Annotated in this window: 24 protein-coding genes; 12 read left to right on the plus strand and 12 right to left on the minus strand. The window is 68.9% G+C overall.

Features of this window, described 5'->3' with window-relative positions:
- Positions 1–8: 8 nt before the first annotated feature.
- Positions 9–1,274, minus strand: a complete 1,266-nt coding sequence (locus ABZ345_RS28325) for a Gfo/Idh/MocA family oxidoreductase (RefSeq protein ID WP_359854973.1) — start codon at positions 1,272–1,274, stop codon at positions 9–11.
- A gap of 125 nt (positions 1,275–1,399) precedes the next feature.
- On the opposite strand from ABZ345_RS28325, the gene ABZ345_RS28330 reads away from it, so the two are divergent.
- The gene (locus ABZ345_RS28330; RefSeq protein WP_359854976.1) at positions 1,400–2,305 is read left to right on the plus strand and encodes a nucleoside hydrolase; all 906 of its coding nucleotides are present in this window, start codon (positions 1,400–1,402) and stop codon (positions 2,303–2,305) included.
- Between the two features lie 57 nt (positions 2,306–2,362).
- Entirely contained in the window at positions 2,363–2,863 is a 501-nt protein-coding gene (locus tag ABZ345_RS28335; protein WP_359854978.1) for a hypothetical protein, read from the plus strand.
- Between the two features lie 65 nt (positions 2,864–2,928).
- On the opposite strand, the gene ABZ345_RS28340 is transcribed toward ABZ345_RS28335, so the two are convergent.
- Both ABZ345_RS28340 and ABZ345_RS28345 read right to left on the minus strand, forming a co-directional pair.
- Positions 2,929–4,401: a hypothetical protein gene (locus tag ABZ345_RS28340; RefSeq protein WP_359854981.1), complete on the minus strand. Its 1,473-nt coding sequence runs from the start codon at positions 4,399–4,401 to the stop codon at positions 2,929–2,931.
- Positions 4,402–4,531: 130 nt separating this feature from the next.
- A complete protein-coding gene (locus ABZ345_RS28345; RefSeq protein ID WP_359854984.1) occupies positions 4,532–7,285 on the minus strand; it encodes a BTAD domain-containing putative transcriptional regulator in 2,754 nt (917 codons plus the stop codon).
- Positions 7,286–7,344: 59 nt separating this feature from the next.
- Between ABZ345_RS28345 and ABZ345_RS28350 the strand changes: the two genes are divergently transcribed.
- The 3 genes from ABZ345_RS28350 to ABZ345_RS28360 are packed head-to-tail and all read left to right on the plus strand — an operon-like array spanning position 7,345 to position 8,977.
- Positions 7,345–8,034, plus strand: coding sequence for an FAD-dependent oxidoreductase (locus ABZ345_RS28350; RefSeq protein WP_359854986.1), 690 nt, complete (start codon positions 7,345–7,347; stop codon positions 8,032–8,034).
- Positions 8,019–8,282 carry a hypothetical protein gene (locus ABZ345_RS28355; RefSeq protein WP_359854988.1) on the plus strand — a complete coding sequence of 88 codons (264 nt, stop codon included), beginning with the start codon at positions 8,019–8,021 and terminating at the stop codon, positions 8,280–8,282. Before ABZ345_RS28350 ends, ABZ345_RS28355 begins: the two co-directional genes overlap by 16 nt.
- On the plus strand, positions 8,279–8,977 hold the full coding sequence (locus ABZ345_RS28360) for a hypothetical protein (RefSeq protein WP_359854991.1): 699 nt from the start codon (positions 8,279–8,281) through the stop codon (positions 8,975–8,977). Before ABZ345_RS28355 ends, ABZ345_RS28360 begins: the two co-directional genes overlap by 4 nt.
- Here ABZ345_RS28360 and ABZ345_RS28365 read toward each other — a convergent pair.
- Together ABZ345_RS28365 and ABZ345_RS28370 are read right to left on the minus strand one after the other, a co-directional pair.
- Positions 8,958–9,422, minus strand: a complete 465-nt coding sequence (locus tag ABZ345_RS28365) for a hypothetical protein (protein ID WP_359854994.1) — start codon at positions 9,420–9,422, stop codon at positions 8,958–8,960. The two genes, ABZ345_RS28360 and ABZ345_RS28365, sit on opposite strands and share 20 nt — an antisense overlap.
- 24 nt (positions 9,423–9,446) lie before the next feature.
- Entirely contained in the window at positions 9,447–9,959 is a 513-nt protein-coding gene (locus ABZ345_RS28370; protein WP_359854997.1) for a GNAT family N-acetyltransferase, read from the minus strand.
- Positions 9,960–10,035: 76 nt separating this feature from the next.
- On the opposite strand from ABZ345_RS28370, the gene ABZ345_RS28375 reads away from it, so the two are divergent.
- On the plus strand, positions 10,036–10,482 hold the full coding sequence (locus ABZ345_RS28375) for a helix-turn-helix domain-containing protein (RefSeq protein ID WP_359855000.1): 447 nt from the start codon (positions 10,036–10,038) through the stop codon (positions 10,480–10,482).
- 86 nt (positions 10,483–10,568) lie between these two features.
- Positions 10,569–12,029 carry an alkaline phosphatase family protein gene (locus ABZ345_RS28380; protein WP_359855003.1) on the plus strand — a complete coding sequence of 487 codons (1,461 nt, stop codon included), beginning with the start codon at positions 10,569–10,571 and terminating at the stop codon, positions 12,027–12,029.
- A gap of 3 nt (positions 12,030–12,032) precedes the next feature.
- Here ABZ345_RS28380 and ABZ345_RS28385 read toward each other — a convergent pair whose 3' ends face one another.
- Together ABZ345_RS28385 and ABZ345_RS28390 are read right to left on the minus strand one after the other, a co-directional pair.
- Positions 12,033–15,020, minus strand: coding sequence for a BTAD domain-containing putative transcriptional regulator (locus ABZ345_RS28385; protein WP_359855006.1), 2,988 nt, complete (start codon positions 15,018–15,020; stop codon positions 12,033–12,035).
- A gap of 28 nt (positions 15,021–15,048) precedes the next feature.
- Positions 15,049–15,996, minus strand: a complete 948-nt coding sequence (locus tag ABZ345_RS28390; RefSeq protein ID WP_359855009.1) for an Lrp/AsnC family transcriptional regulator — start codon at positions 15,994–15,996, stop codon at positions 15,049–15,051.
- A gap of 84 nt (positions 15,997–16,080) precedes the next feature.
- Here ABZ345_RS28390 and ABZ345_RS28395 point away from each other — a divergent pair, with 84 nt between their 5' ends.
- Entirely contained in the window at positions 16,081–16,695 is a 615-nt protein-coding gene (locus ABZ345_RS28395) for a methyltransferase domain-containing protein (RefSeq protein ID WP_359855012.1), read from the plus strand.
- Here the strand turns inward: ABZ345_RS28395 and ABZ345_RS28400 are convergent.
- Positions 16,652–17,254: a TetR family transcriptional regulator C-terminal domain-containing protein gene (locus tag ABZ345_RS28400; protein ID WP_359855014.1), complete on the minus strand. Its 603-nt coding sequence runs from the start codon at positions 17,252–17,254 to the stop codon at positions 16,652–16,654. The genes ABZ345_RS28395 and ABZ345_RS28400 overlap by 44 nt on opposite strands.
- Before the next feature lie 64 nt (positions 17,255–17,318).
- Between ABZ345_RS28400 and ABZ345_RS28405 the strand changes: the two genes are divergently transcribed.
- Both ABZ345_RS28405 and ABZ345_RS28410 read left to right on the plus strand, forming a co-directional pair.
- Positions 17,319–17,792, plus strand: coding sequence for a DUF1453 domain-containing protein (locus ABZ345_RS28405; RefSeq protein ID WP_359855017.1), 474 nt, complete (start codon positions 17,319–17,321; stop codon positions 17,790–17,792).
- On the plus strand, positions 17,779–18,990 hold the full coding sequence (locus ABZ345_RS28410; protein ID WP_359855020.1) for an aminotransferase class V-fold PLP-dependent enzyme: 1,212 nt from the start codon (positions 17,779–17,781) through the stop codon (positions 18,988–18,990). The genes ABZ345_RS28405 and ABZ345_RS28410 overlap by 14 nt, the downstream gene beginning before the upstream one ends.
- Here ABZ345_RS28410 and ABZ345_RS28415 read toward each other — a convergent pair.
- The 3 genes from ABZ345_RS28415 to polA all read right to left on the minus strand — a co-directional run bounded on the left by ABZ345_RS28415 (position 18,987) and on the right by polA (position 24,226).
- On the minus strand, positions 18,987–20,042 hold the full coding sequence (locus ABZ345_RS28415) for an Hsp70 family protein (RefSeq protein WP_359855023.1): 1,056 nt from the start codon (positions 20,040–20,042) through the stop codon (positions 18,987–18,989). The two genes, ABZ345_RS28410 and ABZ345_RS28415, sit on opposite strands and share 4 nt — an antisense overlap.
- 123 nt (positions 20,043–20,165) lie before the next feature.
- A complete protein-coding gene (locus tag ABZ345_RS28420; RefSeq protein ID WP_359855026.1) occupies positions 20,166–21,329 on the minus strand; it encodes a glycosyltransferase in 1,164 nt (387 codons plus the stop codon).
- Between the two features lie 221 nt (positions 21,330–21,550).
- On the minus strand, positions 21,551–24,226 hold the full coding sequence (polA, locus tag ABZ345_RS28425) for a DNA polymerase I (protein ID WP_359855028.1): 2,676 nt from the start codon (positions 24,224–24,226) through the stop codon (positions 21,551–21,553).
- A 106-nt stretch (positions 24,227–24,332) separates the two neighbouring features.
- On the opposite strand from polA, the gene ABZ345_RS28430 reads away from it, so the two are divergent.
- On the plus strand, positions 24,333–24,692 hold the full coding sequence (locus ABZ345_RS28430) for a hotdog fold thioesterase (RefSeq protein ID WP_359855278.1): 360 nt from the start codon (positions 24,333–24,335) through the stop codon (positions 24,690–24,692).
- An 88-nt stretch (positions 24,693–24,780) separates the two neighbouring features.
- Positions 24,781–25,947 carry a lipase family protein gene (locus ABZ345_RS28435; RefSeq protein WP_359855032.1) on the plus strand — a complete coding sequence of 389 codons (1,167 nt, stop codon included), beginning with the start codon at positions 24,781–24,783 and terminating at the stop codon, positions 25,945–25,947.
- A gap of 129 nt (positions 25,948–26,076) precedes the next feature.
- On the opposite strand, the gene ABZ345_RS28440 is transcribed toward ABZ345_RS28435, so the two are convergent.
- A complete protein-coding gene (locus tag ABZ345_RS28440; RefSeq protein ID WP_359855035.1) occupies positions 26,077–26,211 on the minus strand; it encodes a hypothetical protein in 135 nt (44 codons plus the stop codon).
- Between the last annotated feature and the right edge of the window lie 74 nt (positions 26,212–26,285).

Genomic DNA, 26,285 nt, shown 5'->3' on the forward strand with positions numbered 1-26,285 from the left:
GATCTCCCCTATCGCAGGTCGATGACGTCGACGACGCGGACCGGTTCCCCGGTCTCGAAGCTGCGGTTGGCGGCGAAACCGGTCAGCAGCGAGAGGGTGCCGTCGTAGTGCGTTGCCTTGCGTCCCAACGGGTCGTGTTGTCCTTCAGGTCCGTAGAGCGCGTCGACCATGCGCTGGTCGGCACCACCGTGACCGTCCCTGTCGTACTCCAGCGGGATCTCTTCGCGTTCCTCGAACAGCCGTTGCACCGACAGCTTCGCCCACCCGTCCTCGGGGTTGGCGTTGACGCCGTGCACGGTCGGGTTCTGGCTCGACACCCAGGAGTTCTCGCAGACCTCGAGCTCGAGACGTCCCTTGCTGCCGTTGACCATCAGCCGGTAGCCCTCCCACGGCGAGTAGGCCGTGAGGTGGTAGGTCAGGTTCGCGCCACTGGCATAGCGGACGAGCACCGACATGTCGTCCTCAATGGACACACCGGGCTCGAACGGGTTCTGGTCCCGCCGGTAGCCGTCCTCGTGTCGCGCGTCGACGTAGAGCTTCTTCAACCACTCGTTCTGCTCCAACTTCAACGCGAACCGCTCGTCTTGCGCGTAGCCGTGGCGCTTGCCGTTCTCGTCACCGTAGAAGAACAACCGGCCGTGCGCGTACACGGTGTCCGGAGTCGACCCCACCCACCAGTTGAGCAGGTCGAAGTGGTGGGTGGCCTTGTGCACCATGAGGCCGCCGGAGTTGGCCTTGTCGCGGTGCCAGCGGCGGAAGTAGTCGGCGCCGTGCCGGGTGTCGAGCAGCCACTCGAAGTGCACCGACCCGATCTCACCGACAGCGCCGTCCGCCAGCAGCTCGCGGACCTTCTCGTGGATGGGGTTGTAGCGGTAGTTGAACGTGACGGTGACGTTGCCGTCGTTGCGGTGCACCGCGTCGAGGATCTTGCGCGCCGACGGCACGTCCGTCGTCATCGGCTTCTCCGTCACGACGTCGCGGCCGGCGTCCAGCGCCTCCACGATGTACGTGTCGTGGTAGCGGTCGACAGTGGTCACGACGACGACGTCGACCTGTTGCTCGTCGAGCATCTGGAGAAAATCTTCAGCGGCATACGTGGGGACCGGCTCGACCCCCAGATCAGCGAGCCGGTCGTTGTGGGCGTCCATCCGGGTGCGGTTCACGTCGGCGAACGCGACGAGCTGACAGGTGTCCGCGTGCTCGACCGCGATGGCGTGGATGTGCCGCTCGGCCCGTGATCCCGTGCCGACCACGGCATAGCGCCTGCGGGCCATCACAACCTCCCCGGTAAACGGTTTCCACACGCTAGCCGCACCGGCCCTGACCTCGTCAAGGGTTCCGCGAAAACGTTTTCGGCTGTTTCATGGACATGAACCGCGCCCGCCCGTATGAAGTGCCCATGCCGACCCCTGTTGTGCTCGACTGCGACCCCGGCCACGACGACGCGATCGCGATCCTGCTGGCCGCCGGAGCGCCCGAGATCGACCTGCGCGCGATCACGACCGTCGCTGCCAACCAGACGTTGGACAAGGTCACGCTAAATGCGCGACGGATCTGCTCGGCTGCCGGAATTTCGGTGCCGATCGCACGCGGGTGCGCACGGCCGTTGGTGCGGCCGCTGTACGTCGCCGAGGACATCCACGGCGAGTCCGGAATGGACGGACCGGCGTTCGGTGCGATTGCCGTTGGCGTGGTTGAGGATCACGCGATCGACGTGATGCACGCGAACATGCCGGCCACCTTGGTCGCGACCGGGGCGTTGACGAACGTGGCTTTGTACCTGCAGCGCTACGGCACGGCGGCGGTGCGCGAGATCGTGTTGATGGGCGGGTCGACCGAGCGCGGCAACACGACGCCGTACGCGGAGTTCAACATCTACGTCGATCCCGAGGCCGCGCAGATCGTGTTCTCCAGCGGCGTGCCGGTCACGATGATCGGGTTGAACGTGACGCACCAGGCCCTGGTAACGCCATCAGTCGTGGCGCGGCTGAACGCTTTGGGGCCGCTCGGCCAGATCTGCGGCGACCTGATGACGTTCTTCGCGGCGACCTACCGCGAGGTGTTCGGGTTCGAGGCGCCGCCGTTGCACGACCCGGTGGCGGTGGCACGGGTGATCGACCCGACGCTGGTGACGTGCGTCGAGGCGTTCGTGGGTGTCGAGACCGCGGGAACGCTCACGCGCGGCGCGACCGTCGTCGATCTGCACGGGCGGCTGGGCAGGAAGCCGAACGCGCGGGTGGCCGTCGGGCTGGACGTGGACCGGTTCTTCGACCGGGTGATCGACGCTGTGGGACGCCTCACGTAACGGCTTTGACGGCCAGGCGATGATAGGCGCAGGGGGCAATTTTCTGGGGGGGGAATCATGACCAATCCTGTTTTCGACGCGCACCAACCCGCGACCACCGAGGTTCCGCCTGCCGGGCCGGAGTTCGAGGTGTACACGCCACCCGCGTTCGCACCGACGCCGCAGCAGCCGTTCGTACCGGCTCCTGTCGCGCCGAAGCCGAAGCGGACCGGCGTCGTCGTGCTCTCGGTGGTCCTCGTGCTGCTGTTCGGCGCGGCCGGGGCGTTCGGCATCCTTCTCGTTCAGGAGAAGGACCACTCCGTCGAGCTGTCCAAGCAGATCGAGGGCAAGGACCGCGAGATCTCCGACCTCACCAGGAAGGTCAAGGAGACCAGGGAAGACGCCACGCGCGCCGCAGACCTGCAGAAGCAGGCGGAGGCCGCGCAGAAGAAGGCCGAGGCCGACGCGGTGAGCTCGCAGAAGTGCAGGGAAGCGGCGAAGGCGCTGACCTCGGCGGCGGTGGCCGACGACCGGGCCAAGGGCGAGGCGGCCATCAAGGACCTGCTGATCCAGTGCTGACGCCGTGACAGCCACGCGAAAGGGCCGCGACTCCGACGAGTCGCGGCCCTTTCGCGTGTGTCAGGTCAGCTGATGCCGCGGTCGCTCAGCAGCGCCCACTGGCTCCAGCCCGCCTTCTCCTTGTAGAAGCGGCGAACGAGCTTGCCGTCGTCGGTCCGCGCGAAGACCTCGATCGTCTTGGTCTGCGCGTGGTACATCGCGTTCGGCGCCTCGGACATCTTGGTGGTGCCGAGCTTGGCCCACGTGGTGAAGCCGTTGGCGGTGGCACGGGCGTGTTCGACGATGCCGCCCTCGCCCAGCTGCACGACGTCGATCGAGCCGGTGGTCGAGTTGAACACCGCCGACGGCGCGCCGGTGCCCTTGCCGCCCAGCGACTTCCACACGCCCGCCGCGTACTGCTCGACGCTGCCGGACGCGGTGCGCACGAAGACCTGGTCGACGGCGACGCTCGGGTCGCTCACGATCTTCGTGTCGCCCTGGTCCTGCCACTTCTCGCCGTCCCACTTGACGAGCTTGCCGTCGGCCGAACGCGCGTAGACGTCCTTGTCGGCGACGGCCGGGTTGCCCTCGATCTTGCGGTCGCCCAGCGGCGCCCACTTGTCCGTGAAGCGCAGCAGCACGCCGTCCGCGCCGCGGGCCAGGACCTCGACGGCCTTGCTCTTGTCGTTCCACGACAGCACGGGCTCACCGGCGACGGCCGTGTCGCCCAAGGCGACCCACTTGCCGTCGACGCGGCGGTAGATCTTGTCGTCCGAGCCGCGCGCGAACACCTCGACGATCTTCGTCTCCGGGTTCATCAGCGCGACCGGGTCACCGGCGAAGAGCTCCGGCCCGAGCTGCTGCCAGCCGTTCCAGCGGCTCGTCTTGTGGAAGTTCGTGATGATCGTGCCGTCCGCGGCGCGCGCGTAGATCTCCAGCTGCTGCTGGCCGGTGTTGGAGATCTGCGGGCCGGCGTTGATGACGGGCTTGTCCGTCACCGGGGTGTCGCTGGTCGTGGTGCTGCTGCTGCCGTTGGCGTCGACCACGCCGTTGTAGCGCAGCGGCACGTACTGCTTGGCCGTGCTCGCGGACCAGACCCGCTGAACCGGGCGGGCGCCGTCCGGACCGGCCTGCTCCCGCACGATCGGGCGCGTCTTGGCCGCGTCGGCCCAGCCGATGAACAGCGCGACGTGGTTCTCGCGGTCGTTGAGCGCGTCGCCGGGACGGAGGTCCTCCCAGTCGATGCGGTGCGCGACCTGCTCGAGGATGTGGGTCGTGTAGGAGATGCGCAGGCCCCACGCCATGGAGACGAAGCCCGAGCAGTCGGTCCGGTAGGCGCCGTACTTGTTGCCGAAGCAGTCGCTCTGGCTGTAGGGCACGCGGGCGCTGATCCACGTGCGCGAGCGCGCCAGGATCTCGCTCCGGGTGATCTTGGAGTTGGCCGCGTACGTTCCGCAGGCCACCCCGCCCTCAGCAGCGACCGCGACGTCAGGCATGGCCAGCGTCGAGCCGAACGTGATCGCCGCCGCGGCGACCGCCAACATCCCCCACGACTTCATGCGGGCCACCGTAGCAAGACGATGTGAAGTTTTGGTCCAGTCGAACGTCCCTAGTTCCGCCGCACTGCCCAGTCGGGTGACGATCTTGAACTCGCGGTTGCGGACCGGTTGCCGGTGGTGAGCGGGCCGGTCAAGCCCCTTCGACGGCTTCCAGCCGGTCAACGGTGAAGGGCCAGCCGAACCCTCGGGCAGCGAACTCCGCCCGTGCGGCCGCCGCGATCTCGCCCGCGCGGGCGAGATCGCCTTCCTGCGCGGCCAAGATTGCCGACACCGGTTGCACAGCGAGCCACGTGAGGTCCTGCTCATCGCTCACCGAGGCGGCCAGTGCCAGCTCCTCAGCGGCCTCGGTCAGGTCACCCAGACGCACCAACGCGTAGGCGAGGTCTACTCGGAGTAGACCGGTGTCGGCTCCTGCCTCGGCGTGGCCCAGCACCGTCCGCAGCCGGTCGGCGGCCTCGTCGAACCGGTCGGCCAGCAGAGCGGCCCTGGCCCTGATCATGCCCACGTGGGTGGCGCCGATCGCGTCCCCGAGCCGTTCGGACAGCGCCTCGGCCTCGTCGGCACGCGCCAGGGCTCCAGCGGAGTCGCCGCCGGACAAGAGCGTCATGCTCTCGTTCACCAGACCGCGGGCCAGGCCGTGTTCATCGCTGAGCGAGCGGTCGAGGGCGTTCGCGGCCAGGTGGTTGCGCAACGACCCGTCAAGGTCGCCCGCGTACATCTGCGCGATGGCGAGAGCACAGCCCAAGGCCGAGATGTAGGTGGTGTGCTCGATGCGTTCGGCAACGGCGTAGCCGCGTTCCGCCCACGAGACGGCTTGGGCCGGGCGGCCACGCTGAATCTCCGTGATGGCCCGGTAGTAGAGAACGCGGATCGTCAGCATGTCGTCGTCCACGGCCAGAGGCGCGGCACGGTCGAGCAACAACGTGGCCAGCGACAGACGACCGATCTGCGTGCAGAAGAAGCCGTAGTTGCACAGAGCAAGCGCACGGACGTCGTCAGGCACCGGTGCGTCGATCAGATCCTCGTAGACGCGGGCCGCCTGCACGACCAGGCCGCGCACCATCCAGGCGTCCTGCATCGCCACGGCCAGGCGCAGACCATCGCCGGCCCGCGGAGTGCCGGCGGCGGACTCCAGCGCGCACAACAGGTTCGGCCACTCGGCGTACAGCTCGCCCATCACGGCCGCGGCATCCGCACGCACGTCACGCGCCGCCACGAAACCGGAGCACCACGCGAGGTGCCGGGCGCGCACGACCTCGTCCTCGGCACGCAGCTTGTCTAGGGCGTAGTGGCGGACGGTCTCGAGCATCCGGAACCGCGGGCCCTCGGACACGGAGATCAGGTTCCGATCGGCCAGCTCGGTCAGCGTGGCGGCGACGTCGGCGACGTCCAGGCCGTCGAACGCGAGGACGTCCTCCGCGGCCTCGAGAGTCCAGCCGCCCAGGAACACGCCCGCACGACGCAGCACGGCCTGTTGGACGTCATCCAGCAGTTCGTGGCTCCAGTCCAGAGCCGCGCGCAGGCTGCTGTGGCGCTGACGGCTCCCCCGCAGGCCGCCGACGAGCAACCGCAACCGGTCGTCGAGACGGCGGGCGAGCTGCGGGACGGACAACGTGCGCGTGAGACCGGCGGCCAGCTCGACACCCAGCGGCAGGTGATCGACGGCGGCACAGATGGCGTCGACCTCGGCGGAAGGTTCGGCACCGCTGCGATCGCAGAACAACAGCGCGGCGGCCGCCGAAGGCAGTGCCCCGACGTGCCGGACCTCCTCGCCCTCGACGAGCAGGGGACGTTGCGAGGTGGCGAGAATCGACAGCTTTCCCGTGTGGGACAACAACTCCGAGACCACGGCGGACGCGGCCGGCAGCACGTGCTCGGCGTTGTCGACGACGAGCACCGCGCCTTCCAGCTCGGCCAGGTAGTCCTCACCGGCCTCGGCGATCAGCGCGGGCAGGATCTCGTCCTCGGCACGCACCGCCGTGAGATCCAGCCACACCACCGGCCGTTCGAGAACGCGCGCGACCTCCAGCGCCAACCGGGTCTTGCCACTCCCCGCGACGCCGGTCAGCGTCACGAGCCGGGTCACCGACAACCGTTCGGCCACCGCCGCCCGATCCGCGTCCCGGCCCAGGAAGGTCGTGCCGGCGGCGGGCAGCCGGCGACGCGGCGCGCCACCGAGTGCCTCCTGGCGCAGGATCTGCAGCTCCATCGACACGGTCTCCGGAGCCGGATCCACCCCCAGCTCGTCCGAAAGCCGCGTCCGCAACCGCGACAGCACGGCCAGCGCGTCGGCCTGCCGCCCACCCCGGTACAACGACAGCGCCAGCATGCAGCTCAGCCGCTCGTGCAACGGGTGCTCGCCGGCCAGTTCCTCCAGCTCGGCCCGCAGCTCGATCCCCGCACCGGCGTCGAGCGACACGGCCAGCAACGCGACTCGCAGATCCACGCGCAGAGCGTCGAGGCGCTCCCCTTCGGCGAAACCGAACGGCACCGCGCGCAAGTCGGCCAACGAGTCGCCACGCCACAACGCCAGAGCCTGGGTGATGGCCTCTCGCGAGCCGTCGGACAGCGCGGCCTCGGCAGCGACCACATCGGACGGCGAGGCGTCGAGCACGTACCCCGCGCCGGTCCGGGACAGGGCCGTGGCGGCGTCCCCGAGGTTCGCCCGCAGCCGTGACGCCAGCACCCGCAAACGCTCGCGCGGCCGGGCCAGGTCGACATCGCCCCAGAGGTCGCGGGCGAGGCGCTCGTCGGACACGGCGACACCGCGTGCCAGAGCCAGACGTGCGACCAGCGCGCGTTCCAGCGGCCTGTCCAGCGTGATCGTGACATCGGAAACGCGCACGTCAACGGGCCCGAGAAGGCGTACCGCGAGGGTTGGCACAAGGTCAGCATCCCACCGGTGAGACGTCCGTGAAACGCCGGGTCGCCACGCTTCAGGCCATGGACATCACGACGTTGTGCACGGCGGTCAGGGGGACCGTGCGGACGCCGGGCGCCGGGGTCACCGAGGTGCGTGTGGCCACACCACACGACATCTCGGCGACCGTGCGGTTCGCGGCGCGGCAACGGCTCCGTGTCACGACGAGCAGGCGGCCGGGCGCCGGCGAGCTGGCGGTGGACCTGACCGCGTTGAAGGGGATCACGATCCGCGGCCGGACCGCCGAGGTCCAGGCGGGGGCGACCTGGGCGGAGCTGGACGCCGCGACGCAGGCACACGGGCTGGCCACACCGGGCCCGCGGTTGTCGTACACCTCGGTGGTGGGCGCCGTGCTGGGGAGGGCACGGGGCTGGCTGACGCCGTTGCACGGGACGACCAGGGACAACCTGGTCCGCGCCGAGTGCGTCACGGCGGACGGACGGCTGGTCACCACCGAGGAGCCGGAGGGCGTGATCACGAGCGTCACGCTGCGGCTGCACCCGGTGGACCGCAAGGTCTACGGCGGCGTGCTGCTGTACCGGCTCGCGGACGCGCCTGCCGCACTGGGGTGCTCGGCGAACTCGCGCGGAGGGGGCGCGAGTTCGCCGGGCTGGCCGCCTACGTCACGGCACCGCCGGAACGGTTCGTTCCAGGCGATCTGGTCGGGCGCCGGGTGCTCGCGGTGGTCCCGGCGTTCATGGGCGACCCCGTGATCGGGGCGTCTTATGCCAGGCCGTTGCGGGTGAAGGCAAGGCCTTTGGTCGATCAGGCCCGTCCACTGGCCTATGTGGAACAACAGTCGCTCTTCGATCGCCACGTGCCGCACGATCTGCGCTGCGAGACCAGCGAAGTCTCCGCGTTGACGCCGGAGCTGCTGCGCCACTTCGAGGACACGAGCACCGCTTTGAGGGTCCTGGTCCCGAACCGGTCGGGCTGGACCGTGCACGAGGGAGAACAGTGAGAATCACGATCATCGCCGCGCTCGTCGCAGTACTCGCGGGATGCAGCACGGCGAACCTGCCGGCCCAGAACCCGGTACCGAAAGAGCAGCCGAACAAGCAGGCCAACGCGACAGGTGACGTGAAGGACGGCGACTCCCGTTCCGGCGACATCGCGAACGCCGACGAGCAGGACACCTACGACATCGACCTGGGCGACGCCGCGGAGTTCGAGCTCGTCGACGTCGAGGGCGAGGTCGACTTCAAGGTCGCCACCGCCGAGGAGAGCGGCGCGAACCAGAAGGGCAACGGCCTGCCCGGCCCGAACCAGTTCGGCGTCACCGCGCCCGGCAGGCACAAGCTCGTCGTCTCCGGCCACGAGGGCACACCCGGCAAGTACGGCTTCCGCCTGGTGACGCTGAAGAAGCACGCGTTCCAGTCCAAGCCGGGCGAGGTCAAGGGCAGGCTCGACGTGCCGGGCCGGGTCGACGTCCACACGTTCGACGCGTCCAGTGTGGAGATCGAGGACGGCAAGCCGTGCGAGGACATCCAGCTCGGGTTCTCCGCCGAGTCCGCGGAGGACGAGGCCAAGACCTACACGCCGCACTACGTCTGCTGGAACCCCAAGCACGAGGGCGAGAACGGCAAGACGCAGATCGTCATCTGGTCGGAGAGCGGCAAGACCGGCGACTACTCGTTCACTGTTCGCGAACGCTGACGTAGCGGCGCGGCGCGTACTGCTCGGCCCCGGCCTCGTACGGGTAGAGGACTGAGCGCAGGCGGGTGCGGTGACCACCCGCCTGCTCGTACGCCCAGTACCGGCCGGGTTCCTCGGCCCACGCCGCGAAGATCACGACGTGCCTGGTCTGGTTGGTGCCGTTCGCGCGGATGATCACGTCGCCCGCCTTGAGCTCCTCTGGCGGGATCAGGCTGCTCACGAGGACCAGGCCGCGCGTGTCCAAGCCGCCGTGCCGGACCTCCGGTACGCCGGGCAATCCCCACGCCATCGACACGAACCCCGAACAGTCGGCGCGGTAGATGCCGTGCTCGTTCTGGTGGAACTTCGTCTGGCTGTAGGCAACCGAGTCGCGCAGCCACGAACAGGCGCGCTCCACGATCTCGGAGCGGCTGATCAGGCGGCCGGCGGCACGTGCGGTGGTCACAGGGCCATCGTCGGAGGACGACCTCTAAATCCCCTGCAAGCTGTCTATAAGATCAGCATCCGTGATCTCCGCGGTCACCCACGCGAGCGGGTAGCTCAGCTCGATCGTGTCGATCTCCCTGGTCAGACGCACGCCGGGCAGGACCTTGCGCACCAGGGCGAGCATGCCGGCGTTGTCCGGCAGCATCGTGCCGTGCAGCTGCGCGACGCCGATGCGGGCCGCGATCGTGGTCAGCTCTTCCAGCAGACGCCTGCCCACCCCCCGGCGTTGCCACAGGTCGACGACGGCGACCGCGATCTCCGCACCGCACTCGCCGGTCTTGATCAACCGGGCGATGCCGATCGGGGCGCCGCCGATCCGGGCGCACACGGCCGCGTGCCGCTCGCCGTCCACGTCGGTCAGCACGCGGCGGGCGGACGCGGTCAGACGGGGCGTCGGGGAGTGAAACCGCAGGTAGCGGCTTCGGGCAGACAGTCCTTCGAACACCGCGTCGACAGCTTCCGGAGCGGTGTCGCGGTTGAGCTCGGTGACGCGCATGAGGATCGACCCCCTGGGTTCGGAATCCGAACTGTAGCTGAGTTCGAAAAACGAACGCAAGGGATAAACTGGGTTCATGTCGTACGCGAGTTTCGCCAGCATGCCCTGCACCCTGAGCCGCCCCGCGGCACTGCTGGGCGAGCGCTGGACGCTGCTGCTGCTCCGCCAGATCTTCCTGGGGACGCGCCGGTTCGAGGACTTCCAGACGACGATGGAGATCTCGCGCAGCGTGCTGACAGACCGCCTCAACGTGCTGCTGCAGGAGGGCGTGCTCAAGCGCGTGCCCTATCAGGAAGACGGACGCACACGGCACGAGTACCGCCTCACGGACAAGGGTCGCGACCTCTACCCCGTGCTGATGGCGCTGCGCACGTGGGGCGAGAGGTGGATGGCCCCCGAAGAGGAGGAGTCGTTCCACCTGCACCACCGCGACTGCGGCGGCGGCGTGCGGGCGAAGGTCGAGTGCACCGACTGCGGCGCCGAACTGACCGCGCGGGACGTGCAGGTGACGGCGCGCTCGTGAACTTGTACTGACAACTGCCGAAGCCCGGGTGAACTAAAGATCCAACCCGTTGCTGAAGACGGTTGCAGAACGCAAGTGTGCTTGTCATGACAAGAGCTGCTCTTGCGTTACTGCTGCCCCTGCTGCTGATCACTCCCGCAGCCGTCGCGGAACCCGCGAAGACGCCGAAGGTGCTGGTGATCGGTCTCGACGGCGCCCGCTACGACAAGCTGCTGGCCGCCGACACGCCCCACATCCACGCGTTGCTGAACCGCGGTTACGGTGCCCGCAGCGCGCTGTACGGGTCGGGCATGGCCCAGACCTCCAGCGGCCCCGGCTGGTCCACGATCCTCACCGGGGTGTGGCCGGACAAGCACAAGGTCAAGGACAACTCCTTCTCCGGCAACGCCGTCGCGTCGTACCCGAGCTGGCTGGAGCGGGCCAACACCGCGAACCCCGCCCTGTCGACGTACGCGGCGGTGGACTGGAAGCCGATCAGCGACCAGATCCTGCGGGGCGGGCAGGACCGCAAGTACGTGCTGGACGGCGACACCGCGGGCTACCCCGGTTCGGACGAGAAGATCACGGCCGACGCCGAGCAGCACCTTCGCACGAACGCCGCGGACGCCTCGTTCGTCTACCTCGGTCAGATCGACATCGCGGGCCACAACAACGGCGCCGACTCCTCTCAGTACGCCGCCGCGATGCGCACCAACGACGCGCAGATCGGCCGTCTCGTCGCCGCCGTCGAGTCGCGGGCGTCCTACGCGTCCGAGGACTGGCTGATCATGCTCACCACCGACCACGGCCACACGGCGGCGGGCGGGCACGGCGGTGACTCGCCGGAGGAGCGGATGACGTTCGTGATCTCCACTGGAGCGGCTCGCCCGGCCGTGGCACCGAAGCTGGTCGATGTCGCCGCTTCTGCTTTGAAGCACCTCGGCGTCGCGGCTTCCCTGGACGGCTACGCGCTCGGCAGCGCGCCGGTCGACGCGTTCGACTCGGTGACGCTGAAGCCGCGGCAGGACGAAACCGGTGTGCCTTCGAGTGTTCTGGGCTGGACGCACCAGGGTCCGGCGGGCTGGACGGTGACCACGGCGTCGTCGATGCCGCAGGGTGTAGCGGAGTGGCAGGGCTGGTCGTTCACCACCGACGACTTCTGGACCCGCACCGCGCCTTCGCAGTCGCGTGAGGCGAATGTGCGCGCGCGTGGCGTCTTCGCCGTCGCGGACCCCGACGAGTGGGACGACAAGGGTTCACCGTCATCGACCGGCAAGTTCGACTCGACGATGACCTCGCCCGCCTACGACGTCGCGGGCAAGCCGAGCGTTCGTCTCGAGTACGGATCGCACTACCTGCAGGAGGGTTCGCAGACCGGCACCGTCAGCATGTCGTTCGACGGCGGTCCCGCGCAGATCGTCAAGACCCACAACGCGGACGGCCTCGCCCAGCAGATCTCGCTGAACGTGGCCGTCCCGTCGGGTGCCCGCACGGCTCGCGTGTCCTGGCGCCTCTTCAACGCCGGCAACAACTGGTACTGGGCGGTGGACGCCCCGCGCCTGTCGTAGTTGCTAGAGGGCTGAGCGCCATTCGGTGGCGCTCAGCCCGTCCAGCTCGCCCGCCTCACGTGCGCCGAGCCGGCTGAACAACTCCTTGGCCTGCAACCACATCTCCTCGTTCGCGGTGGCGGCGGCGAGATCGCGCATCGTGCGGGCCTGCCAGATCGGCAGCCCCAGCTCGGTCCACTGCCCCAGCGCGTCCTCGAGCAGCGCAGCGGCTTCGTCGTCACGGCCCTGAGCCAGCGCCACCTCGCCGAGCGTCCGGGTGATCAGTGCGACGCCGAACCGGTCGTGCTGACGTGTGCAGACCTCCAGGCACTCGGCCAGAAGGTCGTCGACGCCCTCCAGTTCCCCCGCCCGCAGCGATGCCTTCGCCAGCGACTGAGCCGCGTACGTGGCACCGAGCTCGTCCCCGGCCTCCCGCAGGATCTGTTCGGCTTCCCGGCTCAGTACAACGGCCTGAGCGAAATCTCGCGCCGCCCGGTGGCACAAGCTCAAGGCACGCAACGCCAACGCCTCGCCGCGCTTGTCGTCCTGCGCCTGGTAGAGCTCCACGCACCGCTCGAACGCCACGGTCGCCTCCGCCAGGTCACCGTGATCGCGATGGATCGCGCCGACGCCGTAGCTGGCCGCCGCGACCACCCCGTCGTCCCCCAAAGCGATCGCCTTGTCGAGCAGCTCGCGGGCCCGTTCGAACTCGGCCAGGTCGCGGTAGACGGTGCCCATGCCGACGCACGCGACGGCGAGGGTCTCGGGTTCGTCGATCTCGGCCGCGATCTCCGCCGCCTGCTGGAAGCTCGTGAGCGCCGCCGCGAAGTCGTCCTGCTCGTACCGCAACTGCCCGAGCCCTGCCAGCAACACGGCCTCCGCCCGCCGGTTGCCGCGTTCCCGTGCCGACCGCAGCGCGACCTCGTGCGTGCGCTGCCAGTTGCCGAACTCGTTGCGTGCCGCGAAAGGCGACGAGAGCAGCGAGGTGATCACGGTCGTGGTGAGCTCGTCGACACCGAGGTCGTGGGCACGTTCGACGGCACGCACCACCGCAGCGGTCTCGGAGTGCAGCCAGCCCGTCGGATCCTCCTCGACGTCCTCCTCCAGCCGCGGGTCCGGCTCGATCTCGGTCTGCAGCTTCGGCCGCAGCCCCAGCGTCACGCGCGGCAGCTTCTTCACGCCGGTCTCCACCAACGCGAGCCACGTCTCCAGCAGGCGCGTCACGGCCTCCGTCGCGGGTTCCCCCGCGGCCTGCTCGGCACCGAAGAGCTGCACCAGGTCGTGGAACCGGTAGCGCACCCGGCCGATCTGGTCCACCCCCGCGACGTCCACGAGCCGCAGGTCCACGAGGTGCTCGACCACGTCTTCCGCGTCATACGGCGGGATGTCCAGCAACGGCGCCGCGATCCACGCACCGAAGTCCGGCAGGTCGAGCAGCGACAGCAGGTGGAAAGCCTTGCGGTGCCGAGGATCCAGCTCGGAGTAGTTGAGCTTCAGCGACGACCGGATCGCGAGGTCGCCCGTCTCCAGCTCGTCGAGCCGCCTTCGTTCGTCCGACAACCGCTTGGCGAGCGTCTTCAACGGCCAGTGCGGCCGCGCCAGCAGCTTCGCCCCGGCCGCTCGCAACGCCAGGGGCACACCGCCGCACAGTTCCGCGATCCGTTGCGCCGCTTCGGGTTCCGCGCCGATCCGCTCGCGGCCGACGATCCGGCTGAGCATCTCCTCGCTGATCACCGAGTTGAAGAACCCCAGCTCGATCGGCTCGGCGCCCTCCAGCCCGGTGAGCCTGCTGCGGCTGGTGATGATCACGAAGCAGTTCGCGTTGCCCGGCAGCAGCGGCCGGACCTGGGCCTCGCTCCGGGCGTTGTCGAGCACGATCACCAGGCGCCGGTCGGACACCGTGCGCCGGTACAGCTCGACGCGCTCGTCCGGTGCGGCGGGCTGGTCCTGGCCGGGGATGCCGAGCAGCCCGAGGAACCGCCCGATCACCTCCTGCGGCTCCAGGTCCCGTCCCGCGCCCCGCAGGTCCGCGAACAGCTGCCCGTCCGGGTACGACTTCCGCAACAGGTGCGCGGCGTGCACGGCCAGCGCGGACTTGCCGGCGCCGCCGAACCCGGACACGACCACGGTCGGCGTCGCGGTGCGCTCCTGCTGTCCCTCGGTGAGGCCGAGGACCTGCTTCAACGCCTCCTCGCGGCCGGTGAAGTCGCTGATGTCGGGCGGCAGGTGGTGCGGCACGACCTGCTGCGTCGTCACGACCGGCGGCGCCACCACCACGGTCCTGTGCGGGGCGACCTCCAGCGTGCCGTTGAGGATCGCCGTCTGCAGGTCCCGCAGCTTCTCGCCCGGCTCGATGCCCAGTTCGTCGAGCAGGTACTCGCGGGCGTCCCGGTAGACGTTCAAGGCGTCCGCCTGCCGCCCGGCGCGGTGGAAGGCGCGCATGAGCAACTCACGGGTGTCCTCACGCGCCGGGTGGGCGTTGGCCAGCGACGACAGCCGCGCGATGGCGTCCTCGACCCGGTTCTGCGCCAGCTCGCAGCGGCCGAGCCCCTCCTCGGCGCTGAGCCTGGACTCCTCGAGCGTCATCGCGTGCCCGCGGGCGAACGCCGACTCGACACCGTGCAACGCCGGACCGCGCCACAACGCGAGCCCGTGCTGGTAGTGCGTGATGGCGGTGGCCGGGTCGTCGGCCCGTTCCGCCTGCCGTGCCGTGGTCAGGTGCTTGTTGAACTGCTCGACGTCGCTGTCCACGTCGAGCAGGTAGCCCGGCGCCCTGGTGACCAGCGACTTGCCGACCGCACGCCGCAGCGACGACACGTAGGTGTGCACGAGCGCGCCCGCTGTCTGCGGCGGCGACTCGTCCCAGATCAGGTCGATCAACCGCTCCACCGGTACGACCTGGCGCGGTTGCAACAGCAAGGCGGCAAGCAGTGTCCGCGGCTTCGGTCCGCCGAGGCTCACCTGCCTGTCGCCGACCCAGACTTCGATCGGCCCCAGTACGAGCGCTCGCACGCTCACACCCCCATCCCCCAAGATGACCTCAGGTGCGGTACGAGAATGCACCATCTTCACTCATCGCGACACGTTTCAGAGTGCGGAGAACTGGTGCGGTCTCTGTTTCGCGCACACCGTCAAGACCACCGATGCGTTCGGTCAGATACTCGTACAGCTCTCCACCGCTCCGGCACGTCACGCTGGCCACCAGGTTCGCCGGTCCCGTTGTGGCAGCCGCGAAGTACACCTCCGAGTGGGTGGCCAGGGTTGCCCCGATCCCGGCCAGATTTCGCGGCTCCACGCGCATCCACAGCCTGGCCTGCGTCGGAAAGCCGAATCGTGATGGATCTCCGTCCAACTGAAGCTCCAGAATCCCGCTTCTGCGCAGGTGCTCGACCCGTCTGCGGGCGGTCGACTCGGACGTCCTCGCTTTCGCGGCGAGCTCTGCGAAGCCGGCGCGGCCGTCCGCTTCGAGCGTTTTGATCAGTGCCTCGTCGAGCGGGGTGAGCTCGGAGGGCTGGTCCGGTTCGAATTCCGGTCGCAGCGCCGCCGCTTCTTCCGGTTCGAGGCAGGCGATACCGCGCCACGTGCCGGGCGAGGCGAAGCCCCTCAGGATGTTGTGCGCGCTCACGTCCACGAGACGTCTGGGCAGGCGGTCGAGCAGCAGTTCGTCCGGGGTCCGCACCTGTTGGAGGCAGGAGATCTCGGTGCCGCCGGACATCAGGTGCACCCAGAAGGTGTCCGGGCGTTGGGCGAGCGCCTGTGCCAGCGCGGGTCCGGCGTCCGGGATGCAGCGGAGTCTCAACGTCCAGGCGTGGTGGCCGGGGCGGAACCGGTTGAGCGCGCCCCTCACCCTGATGCCGTGCTCCTTGAGCCGTTGGTAGCGGCGGGCGGCGGTGTGTTCGGAGATCTCCAGGACGTCGGCGATCTTCGCGAACGGCGCGCGGCCGTCGATCTGGAGGGCGTGCGCCAGTCTCAGGTCGATGGATTCCACCTGGAAAACAATAGTTGGTGACGGATTCCGCCGCATTCCTGCTTGTGGCCGATGGATTGGTCCTGCGGTCACCAAGCTGGCGACATGGTTGATTTCGAGGGTTTCTACCGGGGCGGCGAGCTGGTCGAGGGGATGGCGCACACGGGCGTGCCGTGGGACATCGGGGCGCCGCAGCCGCTCGTCGTGGCATGGGAGGCCGCCGGACGGTTCCGCGGGCACGTGCTGGACGCCGGGTGCGGCACGGGCGGCAACGCGCTGTTCCTGGCTACGCGCGGGCATCGGGTCACGGGCGTCGACATCGCGCCGACCGCGATCGAGACGGCTCGCACCCGCGGTGACGGCGTCGAGTGGGTGGTCGGCGACTCGGCGTCGTTCACCGGACAGTTCGACACGGTGCTGGCGAGCGCGTTGTTCCACTGCCTGCCGCCGTCGCAACGGCCCGGGTTGATGGTGTCGTTGCGGAACGCGGCGGTGGACGGGGCTTTGCTGAACCTGACATCACTGGCGGTCGAGGGCGGGCCGTTCGAGGTGAGCGCGCCGGAGCTGCGGACCGCTCTCGAGGACGCCGGCTGGGAGATCACCCGGTTCGACTCGGACTCGATCACCGTCACCGGCGTCGAGGGCCTGCCGACGCTGCCGGCGTGGGTCGTGGAAGCTACCGCAACGAGTCGAGATGCCGGCGCAGCAACGACACCGTGAGATCCGGGGTCATCCGGTCCGGGTGCAGCACGCCGTCCACGGTCAGGCCGTTCAGCAGAGATGCCAGTCGTTCGGCCTCGAGGTCGACGTCGATGGCACCCACCGTGCCGCTCACGGACATCACTGTCAGAGCTCGGTGGCACAATTGACGCAACCCGTCGTAGAGCCGTTCGGCGTGCGGCCGCAGCGACGGGCGGGTGCGTGCCGCGGTCGCGAAAGCCAGCCACAGCACGGCTTCGTCGCGCCTGCGGTCGTCGAGCGGCAGTACCTCGGACAGCACGCGTTCTCCTGGTCGGCGGAGGTCTCCCGTGCGGTCGCCGAGTGAGTGCACGTGGGCCATCACGCGTTCGTCGATCGACCCGATCAGCGCCTCGACCGCGAAGATGATCATGTCGTCGTGGCTGTCGAAGTAATGGCGGATCGAGCCGATCGCCAGGCCTGCTTCGAGTGCCACGTTGCGCAGCGAGGCCTGTTCGACGCCGTCCCGCACGACCACGCGGAACACGGCCTCGGCGACAGCTTGGCGACGGGCGACGGGATCGACGACTCTCGGTGACACCTCCCTTTTGTAGCATGACCCTGCTAGTTTAAGTAGCAGGGTCATGCTACTTAGGGGGATTTCGATGACATATGCGCTGATAGCGGCCGGTGTGCTGTACGTGCTGGTGCGCCGGTTCAGGGGCGAGCCGCTCAACGCCAGGGACCTGCTGGCGCCACCCGCGTTCCTGCTGTTCTTCGGGATCCGGGCGCTGGAGGGCTTCCACCTGATCTACCTGCTGCCGCTCGCCGCCGGGTTCGCGTTCGGTGCGCTGCGAGGCACGACGATCAAGCTGTTCGAACGGGACGGTCATCTGTGGCAGCGGTACACGCCGTGGACCTTGCTCGTGTGGGTGACGTCGCTCGGTGCGTCGCTCGGACTCGGCCTGCTGATCGGCGGACACGCACCGACGCAGCTGTCGATCAGCGTGAGCATGCTCGGCGAGCTGTGCACGCTCGGGGCCAAGGCGCTCAACACGGGTGTTCCTTTCGCGCCCGAGAAGGAAGCACTGTCCAACAACGTCCGCGACCGGTTCTATGGGAGGCATGGATCGTCGTGATTTCCTCGTGGGAGCCGGGCTTCTCGCCGTCACGCCGACCGCCGCGTCGGCCGCGCAGGGACTGGACTGGGGCGCCGTGCGCCGCGAGTTCCGGCTCGACCCGACGCTGATCAACCTGGGGCTGTTCTACCTGGCGTCGAACCCGCGCGAGGTGCGCGACGCCGTCGACGACTTCAAGCGCAAGCTCGACGCCAACTCGCACGACCTGATGCCGTCGCACGCGCAGGAGGTGGCTGACGCGCTCGGGAAGTACGTCGGCGGCGCGGCGGACGACATCGCGTTGGTGCCCAACACGACCATCGGGCTGTCGATCGTCTACGGCGGCCTTCGGTTGCGCGCGGACCAGGAGTTGCTGCTCAGCGACCAGGATCACTCGTGGCACCAGGAGGCGGCGCGGCTGGCGGCCGCGCGGGTCGGTGCGAAGGTCAGGATCGGCACGCTCTTCGCGGACTCGGCCCAGGTGACCGAGGACGAGGTCGCCACTCGGTTGCGGAATGCTCTTACACCGCAAACACGTGCCGTCGGCATCACGTGGGTGCAGTCGAGCACGGGCGTGAAGATGCCAGTGCGGGCGTGCGCGCAGGTCGTGGCCGAGGCCAACAAGGGGCGTGCTGTCGCCGACCGCTGCCTCCTCGTCGTCGACGGGGTGCACGGACTGGCAGCCGTCGACGACGACGCGGCGCGCCTGGGCGCGGACGTTTTCGTCGCAGGAACGCACAAGTGGCTGTTCGGGCCGCGCGGCACCGGCATGGCGTGGGTGAATCCCCAGGTGAGCGACCAGATCGTGCCGCTGCTGCCGAGCCTGAGCAACCGCAGCGCGACCGCGGCGCTCGGGCCGGGCGGCTTCCACCCGTTCGAGCACTACTACGCGGTGCGAGCGGCCGTCGAGTTCCACCAACGCCTCGGCCGGCCGCGCGTGGCGGCTCGTGTCGCCGAGCTGGCGACGAGGTTCAAGGACGGGCTCGCCGAGATCCCCGGCGTCGTGATCCACACGCCGCGCGATCCCGGGATGTCCGCCGGCCTGGTGTGCTTCGACGTTCCCGGAAAGACCGGTGACGAGGTCGTGGCGCGGCTTTCGCAGAAGCGCATCCAGGTCACCACGGCCGCGTACCGCATCCCGTACGCGCGGATCGGTACCTCGATCCTCAACACGCCCGAGGAGATCGACCGGACGTTGAAGGAGATCCGGGCGCTCTAGATCCTGGGCAGCACAGCGATTCCGGGCGGCGCCAGCTCGACGCTCGTGGTCTCCATCAGGGGCTTCGGGCGGTTCATGGCCTCGTGCGCGGCCCATCCGCCTCCGAGGACGAGCGCGAGGAGCCCCGCCGCGATGAACGGCGTGGTCGGGATGTGCCGCTTGGTCTTGGTCTCCTCACGTGGCGCCGGCACCCACATGGTCGGCACTTCCACCGGTTCGGGTTCCAGCTGCCTGGCTTCGAGGAACGCGCCCATCGCCGCCGCACCGTCCGGGGCGCGCATGATCGGGATATGCAGCCGTTCGGCGACCTCCTTGGCCACCAAGGGGATTCTCGCCGATCCGCCGACGAGCAGGATCACGTCGGGCTCGCACAGCCCGGCGGTTCTGACGACGCGTTCGAGTGCCGCGACGGTCAGCTCGACGGACGGCCGGATGATCGCCTCGAACTCCAGCCTGCTGAGCCGGATCTCGCGGACCTCGTCGTTGTCCATCACCGGGATCCGGACCTCGGGATAGCTGCCGAGGAGCTCCTTGGCCTCGACGCAGCTCTGGACCAGCTCCGGGCTGTGCGTCCCGATCTTGGCGACGACGTGCTCCACCACCAGGTCGTCGAGGTCGAACCCGCCGATCTCGACCCGCTCGGGCCGTCCGGCCAGCAGGAACACGCCTTGTTTGCGCAGCAACGTGATGTCGGCCGCCGTGGCACCGAAGTCGAACACCGCCACCGTGCTGTGCTCGGTCATCTGCACGTTGTCGTCGAACGCTATCGCGGCGGCGTGTGGGGCAGGCACGAACAAGACGTCCGCGCGCCCCAGGTCGATGAGGTCCTGCCTCAGCTGTTCGAGGTAGTCGTGCGGCCAGCTCAGCGAGTGCGTCATGGCGACGCGGCTCGGCGCTTCCCCGTGCCTGGCCGCGAGGTCGTCGAGGATCTGTGCGATCTCCCTGGCAGGCACGCACCGGCGGCGCCTGCCGTGGCTGGTGGTCGTGACACCCCGTTCGGTCGCGACGGTGGTACCTGCGGATCCGAGATCGAGCCCAACCTGGTACGACATGAGTGGGTCACCCCTTATGCGGACACCCATCACACGTACGTCTCACTTGGGCCGGTTCACTCGACCTCAGATGCACAGCCACGGCATCACCGCGTCCAAGGCTTCTTCGTTTCTTTCAGGAGGTCAGCGCCCCACACGCATCAGGCGTTGGGCGGCGACCCTCGCACCGTCCGTGCGGACCTGTGCGCCCACCTTGGCGGCTTCATCGGCCAGTTCGAGCGCCTCGGCGAGCGTCTCGGCGGTCACGGCCTTCGCGGATCGGCCGATGTCGAGCCGCTCGACCTGGCTGCCCCAGTAGTACTGGTCGTACATGTGGGGCAGCACGATCTGCGGCGTGCAGGCCGCCGCGGCCGTCGTGGTGGTGCCCGCACCGCCGTGGTGCACGACCACGGCGACGCGCCGGAACAGCGCCTGCTGGTTCACCTCGCCGATCGCGATGCAGTCCGGTGCGTCGTCGGCTAGCTGCAGGTCAGCCCAGCCTTGTTGCAGCACAACACGTTTGCCCAGCTTGTGGGCGGCCTCTACGGCCTGGTGCGCGGTGTCCTGGGCGCCGTGCATGCTGCCCAGGCCGAAGTAGACCGGTGGCTCGCCGCCGGCCAGGAACGCTTCGAGGTCTTCGGCCAGCGGACGTTGGTCGTCGGTCAGCCACGCGCCGGTCGTGACGAGCTCTCCCGGACCAGGCCACGGCCCGAGCAACGGGTCCGCGGCGAGCCACGGCGCGTCGCTGAAGATGTGGTCGCGGATGTCGCCGACCGGGTCCAGGCCGAGCTCGGCGCGTTCGGCGTTGAGGCTCTCGCGGGCGTGGCCGAACAGCATGCGCTGCTGCTCCCATTGCGCGAGGTTTTCCTCGGGCGTTCCGTTCACCGGAACACGGCCCAACATCGCGGGCGGCGCGTGATGCGGTGACGGCAATGTGTTCGCGCAGAAGCTCGCGTACACGTAATGCGCGTTGACGCTTTCTGCCACCGAACGCGTGGCGTGCTGCAGTGCACCGCCCGCCACCAGGACATCCGCCCCCTGTGCCGCCTGGCCGACGACGCGGAACTGCTCCCGCACCGACTCCTCGGCCAGCCTGGGCAGGTCCTCGGGCTTCAGCTTGCCGGGCGAGAACGTGCGCAGGCTCTGGCCGACCGGCGTGAAGTCGATCCCGTTGCCGGTCACGAGCTCCTCGAAGTCCGGAGGCGCGACGACCTTCACGTCGTTGCCCAGCTCTTTCAGCTGCACGGCCAGCGCGGTGACCGGCTGCGCCTCTCCCCGTGACCCGATCGTGGACACCAGAAATCGCATGGCGAATCCCCTCAATCCCCTGTTCAGGCCACGAATTGTGAGGGTGGCCCCGGGTCTTGCGGCAAGTCCCCCTGTGGGTTATAAGTTTCAGTGGGAGGAAGAATCGTGCCCCTCCCCAATCCCCCTGAAATGCCCGGGATCATCGGCGACGCCAGGGCCACGACGACAACAGCCCGCCGTCCGAGCCGGAGCTCGAGCGGCGGGCTGCGGCAGACAAGCGACTAGTGCGCGGCGTCGTCCCACGAGCGGCCCACGCCCACCGAGACCTCCAGCGGCACCCGGAGCGGGTAGGCGTTGCCCATCTGGTCGCGGACCAGGGCCTCCACGGCCTCGCGCTCGCCGTCCGCGATCTCCAGGACCAGTTCGTCGTGGACCTGCAGGAGCATGCGCGAGCGCAGACCCGAGGACTCCAGGGCGCGGTAGACGCCCAGCATGGCCACCTTGATGATGTCGGCGGCGCTGCCCTGGATCGGCGCGTTGAGGGCCATGCGTTCGGCCATCTCGCGGCGCTGGCGGTTGTCGGAGGTGAGGTCCGGCAGGTAGCGGCGGCGGCCCAGGACGGTCTCGGTGTAGCCGTCCTTGCCGGCCTTCTTCACGATCTCGTTGAGGTAGTCGCGCACGCCGCCGAAACGGGAGAAGTAGGCCTCCATCTGCTCGCGGGCCTCTTCGGTCGGGATGCGCAGCTGCTGCGACAGACCGAAGACCGACAGGCCGTACGCGAGGCCGTAGGACATGGCTTTGATGCGGCGGCGCATCTCGCCCGTCACCTCGGAGGTGGGGATCGAGAACGCCTGCGACGCCACGTAGGTGTGGAGGTCCTCGCCGCTGTTGAACGCCGCGATCAGGCCCTCGTCGCCGGACAGCGTGGCCATGATGCGCATCTCGATCTGGCTGTAGTCCGCGGTCATCAGCTCCGCGTAGCCGTCGCCGACGACGAAGGCCTGGCGGATGCGGCGGCCCTCGTCGGTGCGGATCGGGATGTTCTGCAGGTTCGGGTCGGTCGACGACAGACGGCCCGTGGCGGCGATGGTCTGGTGGAACGTCGTGTGGATGCGGCCGTCGTCGGCGACGGACTTGAGCAGGCCGTCCACAGTGGACTTCAGGCGCGTGACGTCGCGGTGCGCGAGCAGGTGCTGCAGGAACGGGTGCTCGGTCTGCTCGAACAGGTTCTGCAACGCGTCGGCGTCGGTCGTGTAGCCGGTCTTGGTCTTCTTCGTCTTCGGCATCTTCAGCTCGTCGAAGAGGACCGTCTGCAGCTGCTTCGGGCTGCCGAGGTTGATCTCCTTGCCGATGACCGCGTAGGCCTCCTGCGCCGCGTCCTTCACCCCCGCGGCGAAGTGCGCCTCCAGCGACGACAGGTGCTCGACGTCGATCGCGATGCCGACGGCCTCCACGTCGTCGAGGACGTTCATCAGCGGCAGCTCGAGGTTCGCCAGCAGGTCGGCGCCGCCGATCGTCACGAGCTCCTCGTCCAGCCGGTCCGCGAGCTCGGCGACGGCACGCGCGCGCAGGATCGTGCTGGTCGCGACCTTCTGCTCCTCCTCGGACTCGTCCGACAGCAACGACAGCTGGCCGTCGCCCGACTCCTCCGCGCGCAGCTCGCGCTTCAGGTACCGCAGCGCCAGGTCGTCCAGAGCGAACGAGCGCTGGCCCGGACGCACCAGGTACGCGGCCAGCGCCGTGTCCGACGTCAGCCCGCGCAGCTTCCACCCGCGCGCCCGCACCTGCCGCAACGGCAGCTTCAGGTCGTGGCCCGCCTTGGCCACCTTCTCGTCGGCCAGCCACGCGGCGAGCGCGTTCTCGTCCGCCTCGTTCAGCTCGGAGACCGCGACGTAGCCGCCCTCACCGGACGTCGTGCACAGCGCGACGCCCTCGAGGTCGTTGGCCGTGATGCGCAACGCGACGCCGACCCGCGACTTGCGCGCGTTCTGGTCCAGCCACTTCGCCAGCGTGCCCGCGGGGATCACACCGCCGGAGACCTCGAAGCCCTCCTCGGCCTCGGGCTCGGCGGTCGTGAGCGTCTGGAAGAGACGGTCGCGCAGGACGCGGAACTCCAGCTCGTCGAACAGCCGGTGCACGGCGTCGCGGTCCCACTGCTGGGCCTCGAGACCGTCGATCGTGTACGGCAGCTCGACGTCCTTGATGAGCTCCGTGAGCTGGCGGTTCATGATGATGTTCGCCAGGTTGCCGCGCAGCGCCTCGCCGACCTTGCCCGGCACCTCGTCGATGTGGTCGACGAGCTCGTTCAGGCCGCCGAACTGGTTGAGCAGCTTGATGATCGTCTTCGGCCCGACGCCCGGCGTGTTCGGCAGGTTGTCCGACGAGTCGCCGCGCACCGCCGCGTAGTCCGCGTACTGGTCGGGCCGCACGCCGTGCTTCTCCTCGACGTACGCGGGGTTGAACCGGCCCATCTCCGAGACGCCCTTGACCGGGTACAGCACCGTGACCTGGTCGTTGACCAGCTGGAACGCGTCGCGGTCGCCGGTGACGATCTCCACCTCGAAGCCCTGGGCCACGGCCTGCGTGGTCAGGGTCGCGATGATGTCGTCCGCCTCGTAGTTCTCCTTCTCCATCGTGGCGATCCGCAGCGTCGCGAGCACGTCCTGGATCAGGGAGACCTGGCTGCGGAACTCGTCCGGCGTCTTCGAGCGACCCGCCTTGTACTCGGGGTACTGCTCGGAGCGGAAGGTCTTGCGCGACACGTCGAAGGCCACCGCCACGTGCGTGGGCTTCTCGTCCCGCAGGATGTTGATCAACATGGACGTGAACCCGTACACGGCGTTCGTGACCTGGCCCGTCTTCGTCACGAAGTTCTCGGCGGGCAGGGCGTAGAACGCTCGGTAGGCCATCGAGTGACCGTCGATGAGCAGGAGCCGCTTCACGTCTGAGTGAGTCACGAGCCCGAGTCTAGGGTGGGGGTCTGACAGTTTCGCTTGAGCCCTGGGAGCCCGCGTGACCTTCGACCTGCCGGTGGAGTTCGCCGACGAGCAGCTGCACGTCCGCATGGGCATCGAATTCACCCAATGGGATGTCCAAGAGATGATCGGCACCATGCCGGTGAAGGGCAACCGCCAGCCGTTCGGCCTGCTCCACGGCGGCGCGAACGCCGTGCTCGCCGAGCAGCTGGGGTCGGTGGCGTCCGCGATGCACGCGGCACAGCACGGCCTCATCGCGGTGGGACTCGAACTGTCCTGCACCCATCACCGAGCGGCGCGGGACGGCATCGTGACGGGCGTGGCCCGCCCCATCCACCTCGGCCGCAGCACCACGACGTACGAGATCGTCGTGACGGACGAGGACGGCAAGCGCACCTGCACCGCCCGCCTCACGTGCCTCCTGCGTCCCAAGCCGCCGGGTGCGTGAAACCGCCAAGTGCTGGTGAGGTTTACCCCACCCCAACTCTGCGGTCTGCACCACTGACACCCCGAGATCACCACGACATCGTGGTGCCATGACCTTCTCGACTCGATCGACTGCAGCAGTCCTGTGCGGCGTGGTGGCGCTATCGCTTGTCCCGGCCACCGCGTCGGCGCACACGGGCCGCGGCGAGCTCCTCGACGTCGTCCCGGTGTCCACGATGGACACCAACCAGCTGGTCAAATATCTGGGGGACTACGCCTTGGACGCCTCGCGCGTCCGATTCGGTGTGGACGCGAAGCGCATCACGTACCGCACCATCGACCCGACCGGAAAACCCACCACGGCCAGTGCGCTGATCGTCCTGCCGCGCAACGGCAACAGAGCGCCACGTCAGGTCACCTGGCTGCACGGCACGACCGGCTACCGGGGCTCCACGGCCTCGGTGGCGGACGGCAACGACCGCGCGGCGGCCCTGCTGTTCGCCTCCGCCGGCTACCTCACCACCGCACCCGACTACCTGGGCCTGGGCACCGGCCCGGGATTCCACCCCTATGTGGACGCCCCGTCCACCGTCACGGCCTCGGTGGACGCGTTGAGGGCAACCGGCCAGTTCGCCAGGCGCAAAGGCCTCGAACCCGACCGGCGCATCATGATCACCGGCCACTCGCAGGGCGGCCACGCGGCCATGGCCATGGGCGAGGCCCTGCAGCACGACCGCCAGTTCGAGGTGGGCGCGCTGGCCCCGATCGGCGGCCCCTTCAAACCGAGCCTGATCGTCGGCAAGGCCCTGAACGGCGAGATCTCCAACGGCGTCGCGTACATGGCGTACTGGACGGTGGCCTGGAACCGCCTCTTCCACCTCTACGACACCCCGGCCGAGGTCTTCAAGGACCCGTCGGTGGAAGCCCTGTTCGACGGCGACCACCGCAACGAGGACATCTTCCCGCACCTGCCCGCCACCATGCACGAGCTGCTGACCGACACCTACTTCGAACGCCTCCGCAACCCCACCGGGATCCTCCGCGCCAGGCTGCGTGAAGCGGACGGCTACTGCGACTGGCGCCCGCGAGTTCCGGTGAAGATCTACTCGTCGGCAGGCGACCGGGACACGCTCCTGGAAACCTCCGCCTACTGCGACCGGCAGCTCAAGGGGCACCACGCCAAGTCCACGCTCATCGACCTGGGAGCGGACGTGAACCACGGCAAGGCGGCCAAGATCGCCCTGCCTCGCATCCTGGCCGACTTCGACCGGGGCTGAAACGAAAGCGGGGCGGAGGAAAGCCCTCCGCCCCGCCCCCAACACCTTGGCCGGTGTGCGTTCGACGTCGAGCTCGCTTCTGACGGCCTGGTCGATCGACTCGTCAATCTGGCGCGACGGCTTGAACAGTCACGCGCCACGCCGGAGAGCCCCGCCCTCGTGGGCTTGGCGCAGCAGCACCAGCCCGCCAACGCGCACCGCATGCCCGAAGTCGCGGCCGTAGCAGTGCTCGTCCGCGAGCACCCACCAGATCCGCGAACACACCGAACACCCAGCATCCCCGCCCCCACGCAAACGAAAGCGGGGCGAAGGAAAGCCCTCCGCCCCGCCCCCACAAG

The sequence above is a fragment of the Lentzea sp. NPDC005914 genome, assembly GCF_040629405.1.
Classification (GTDB): Bacteria; Actinomycetota; Actinomycetes; order Mycobacteriales; family Pseudonocardiaceae; genus Lentzea.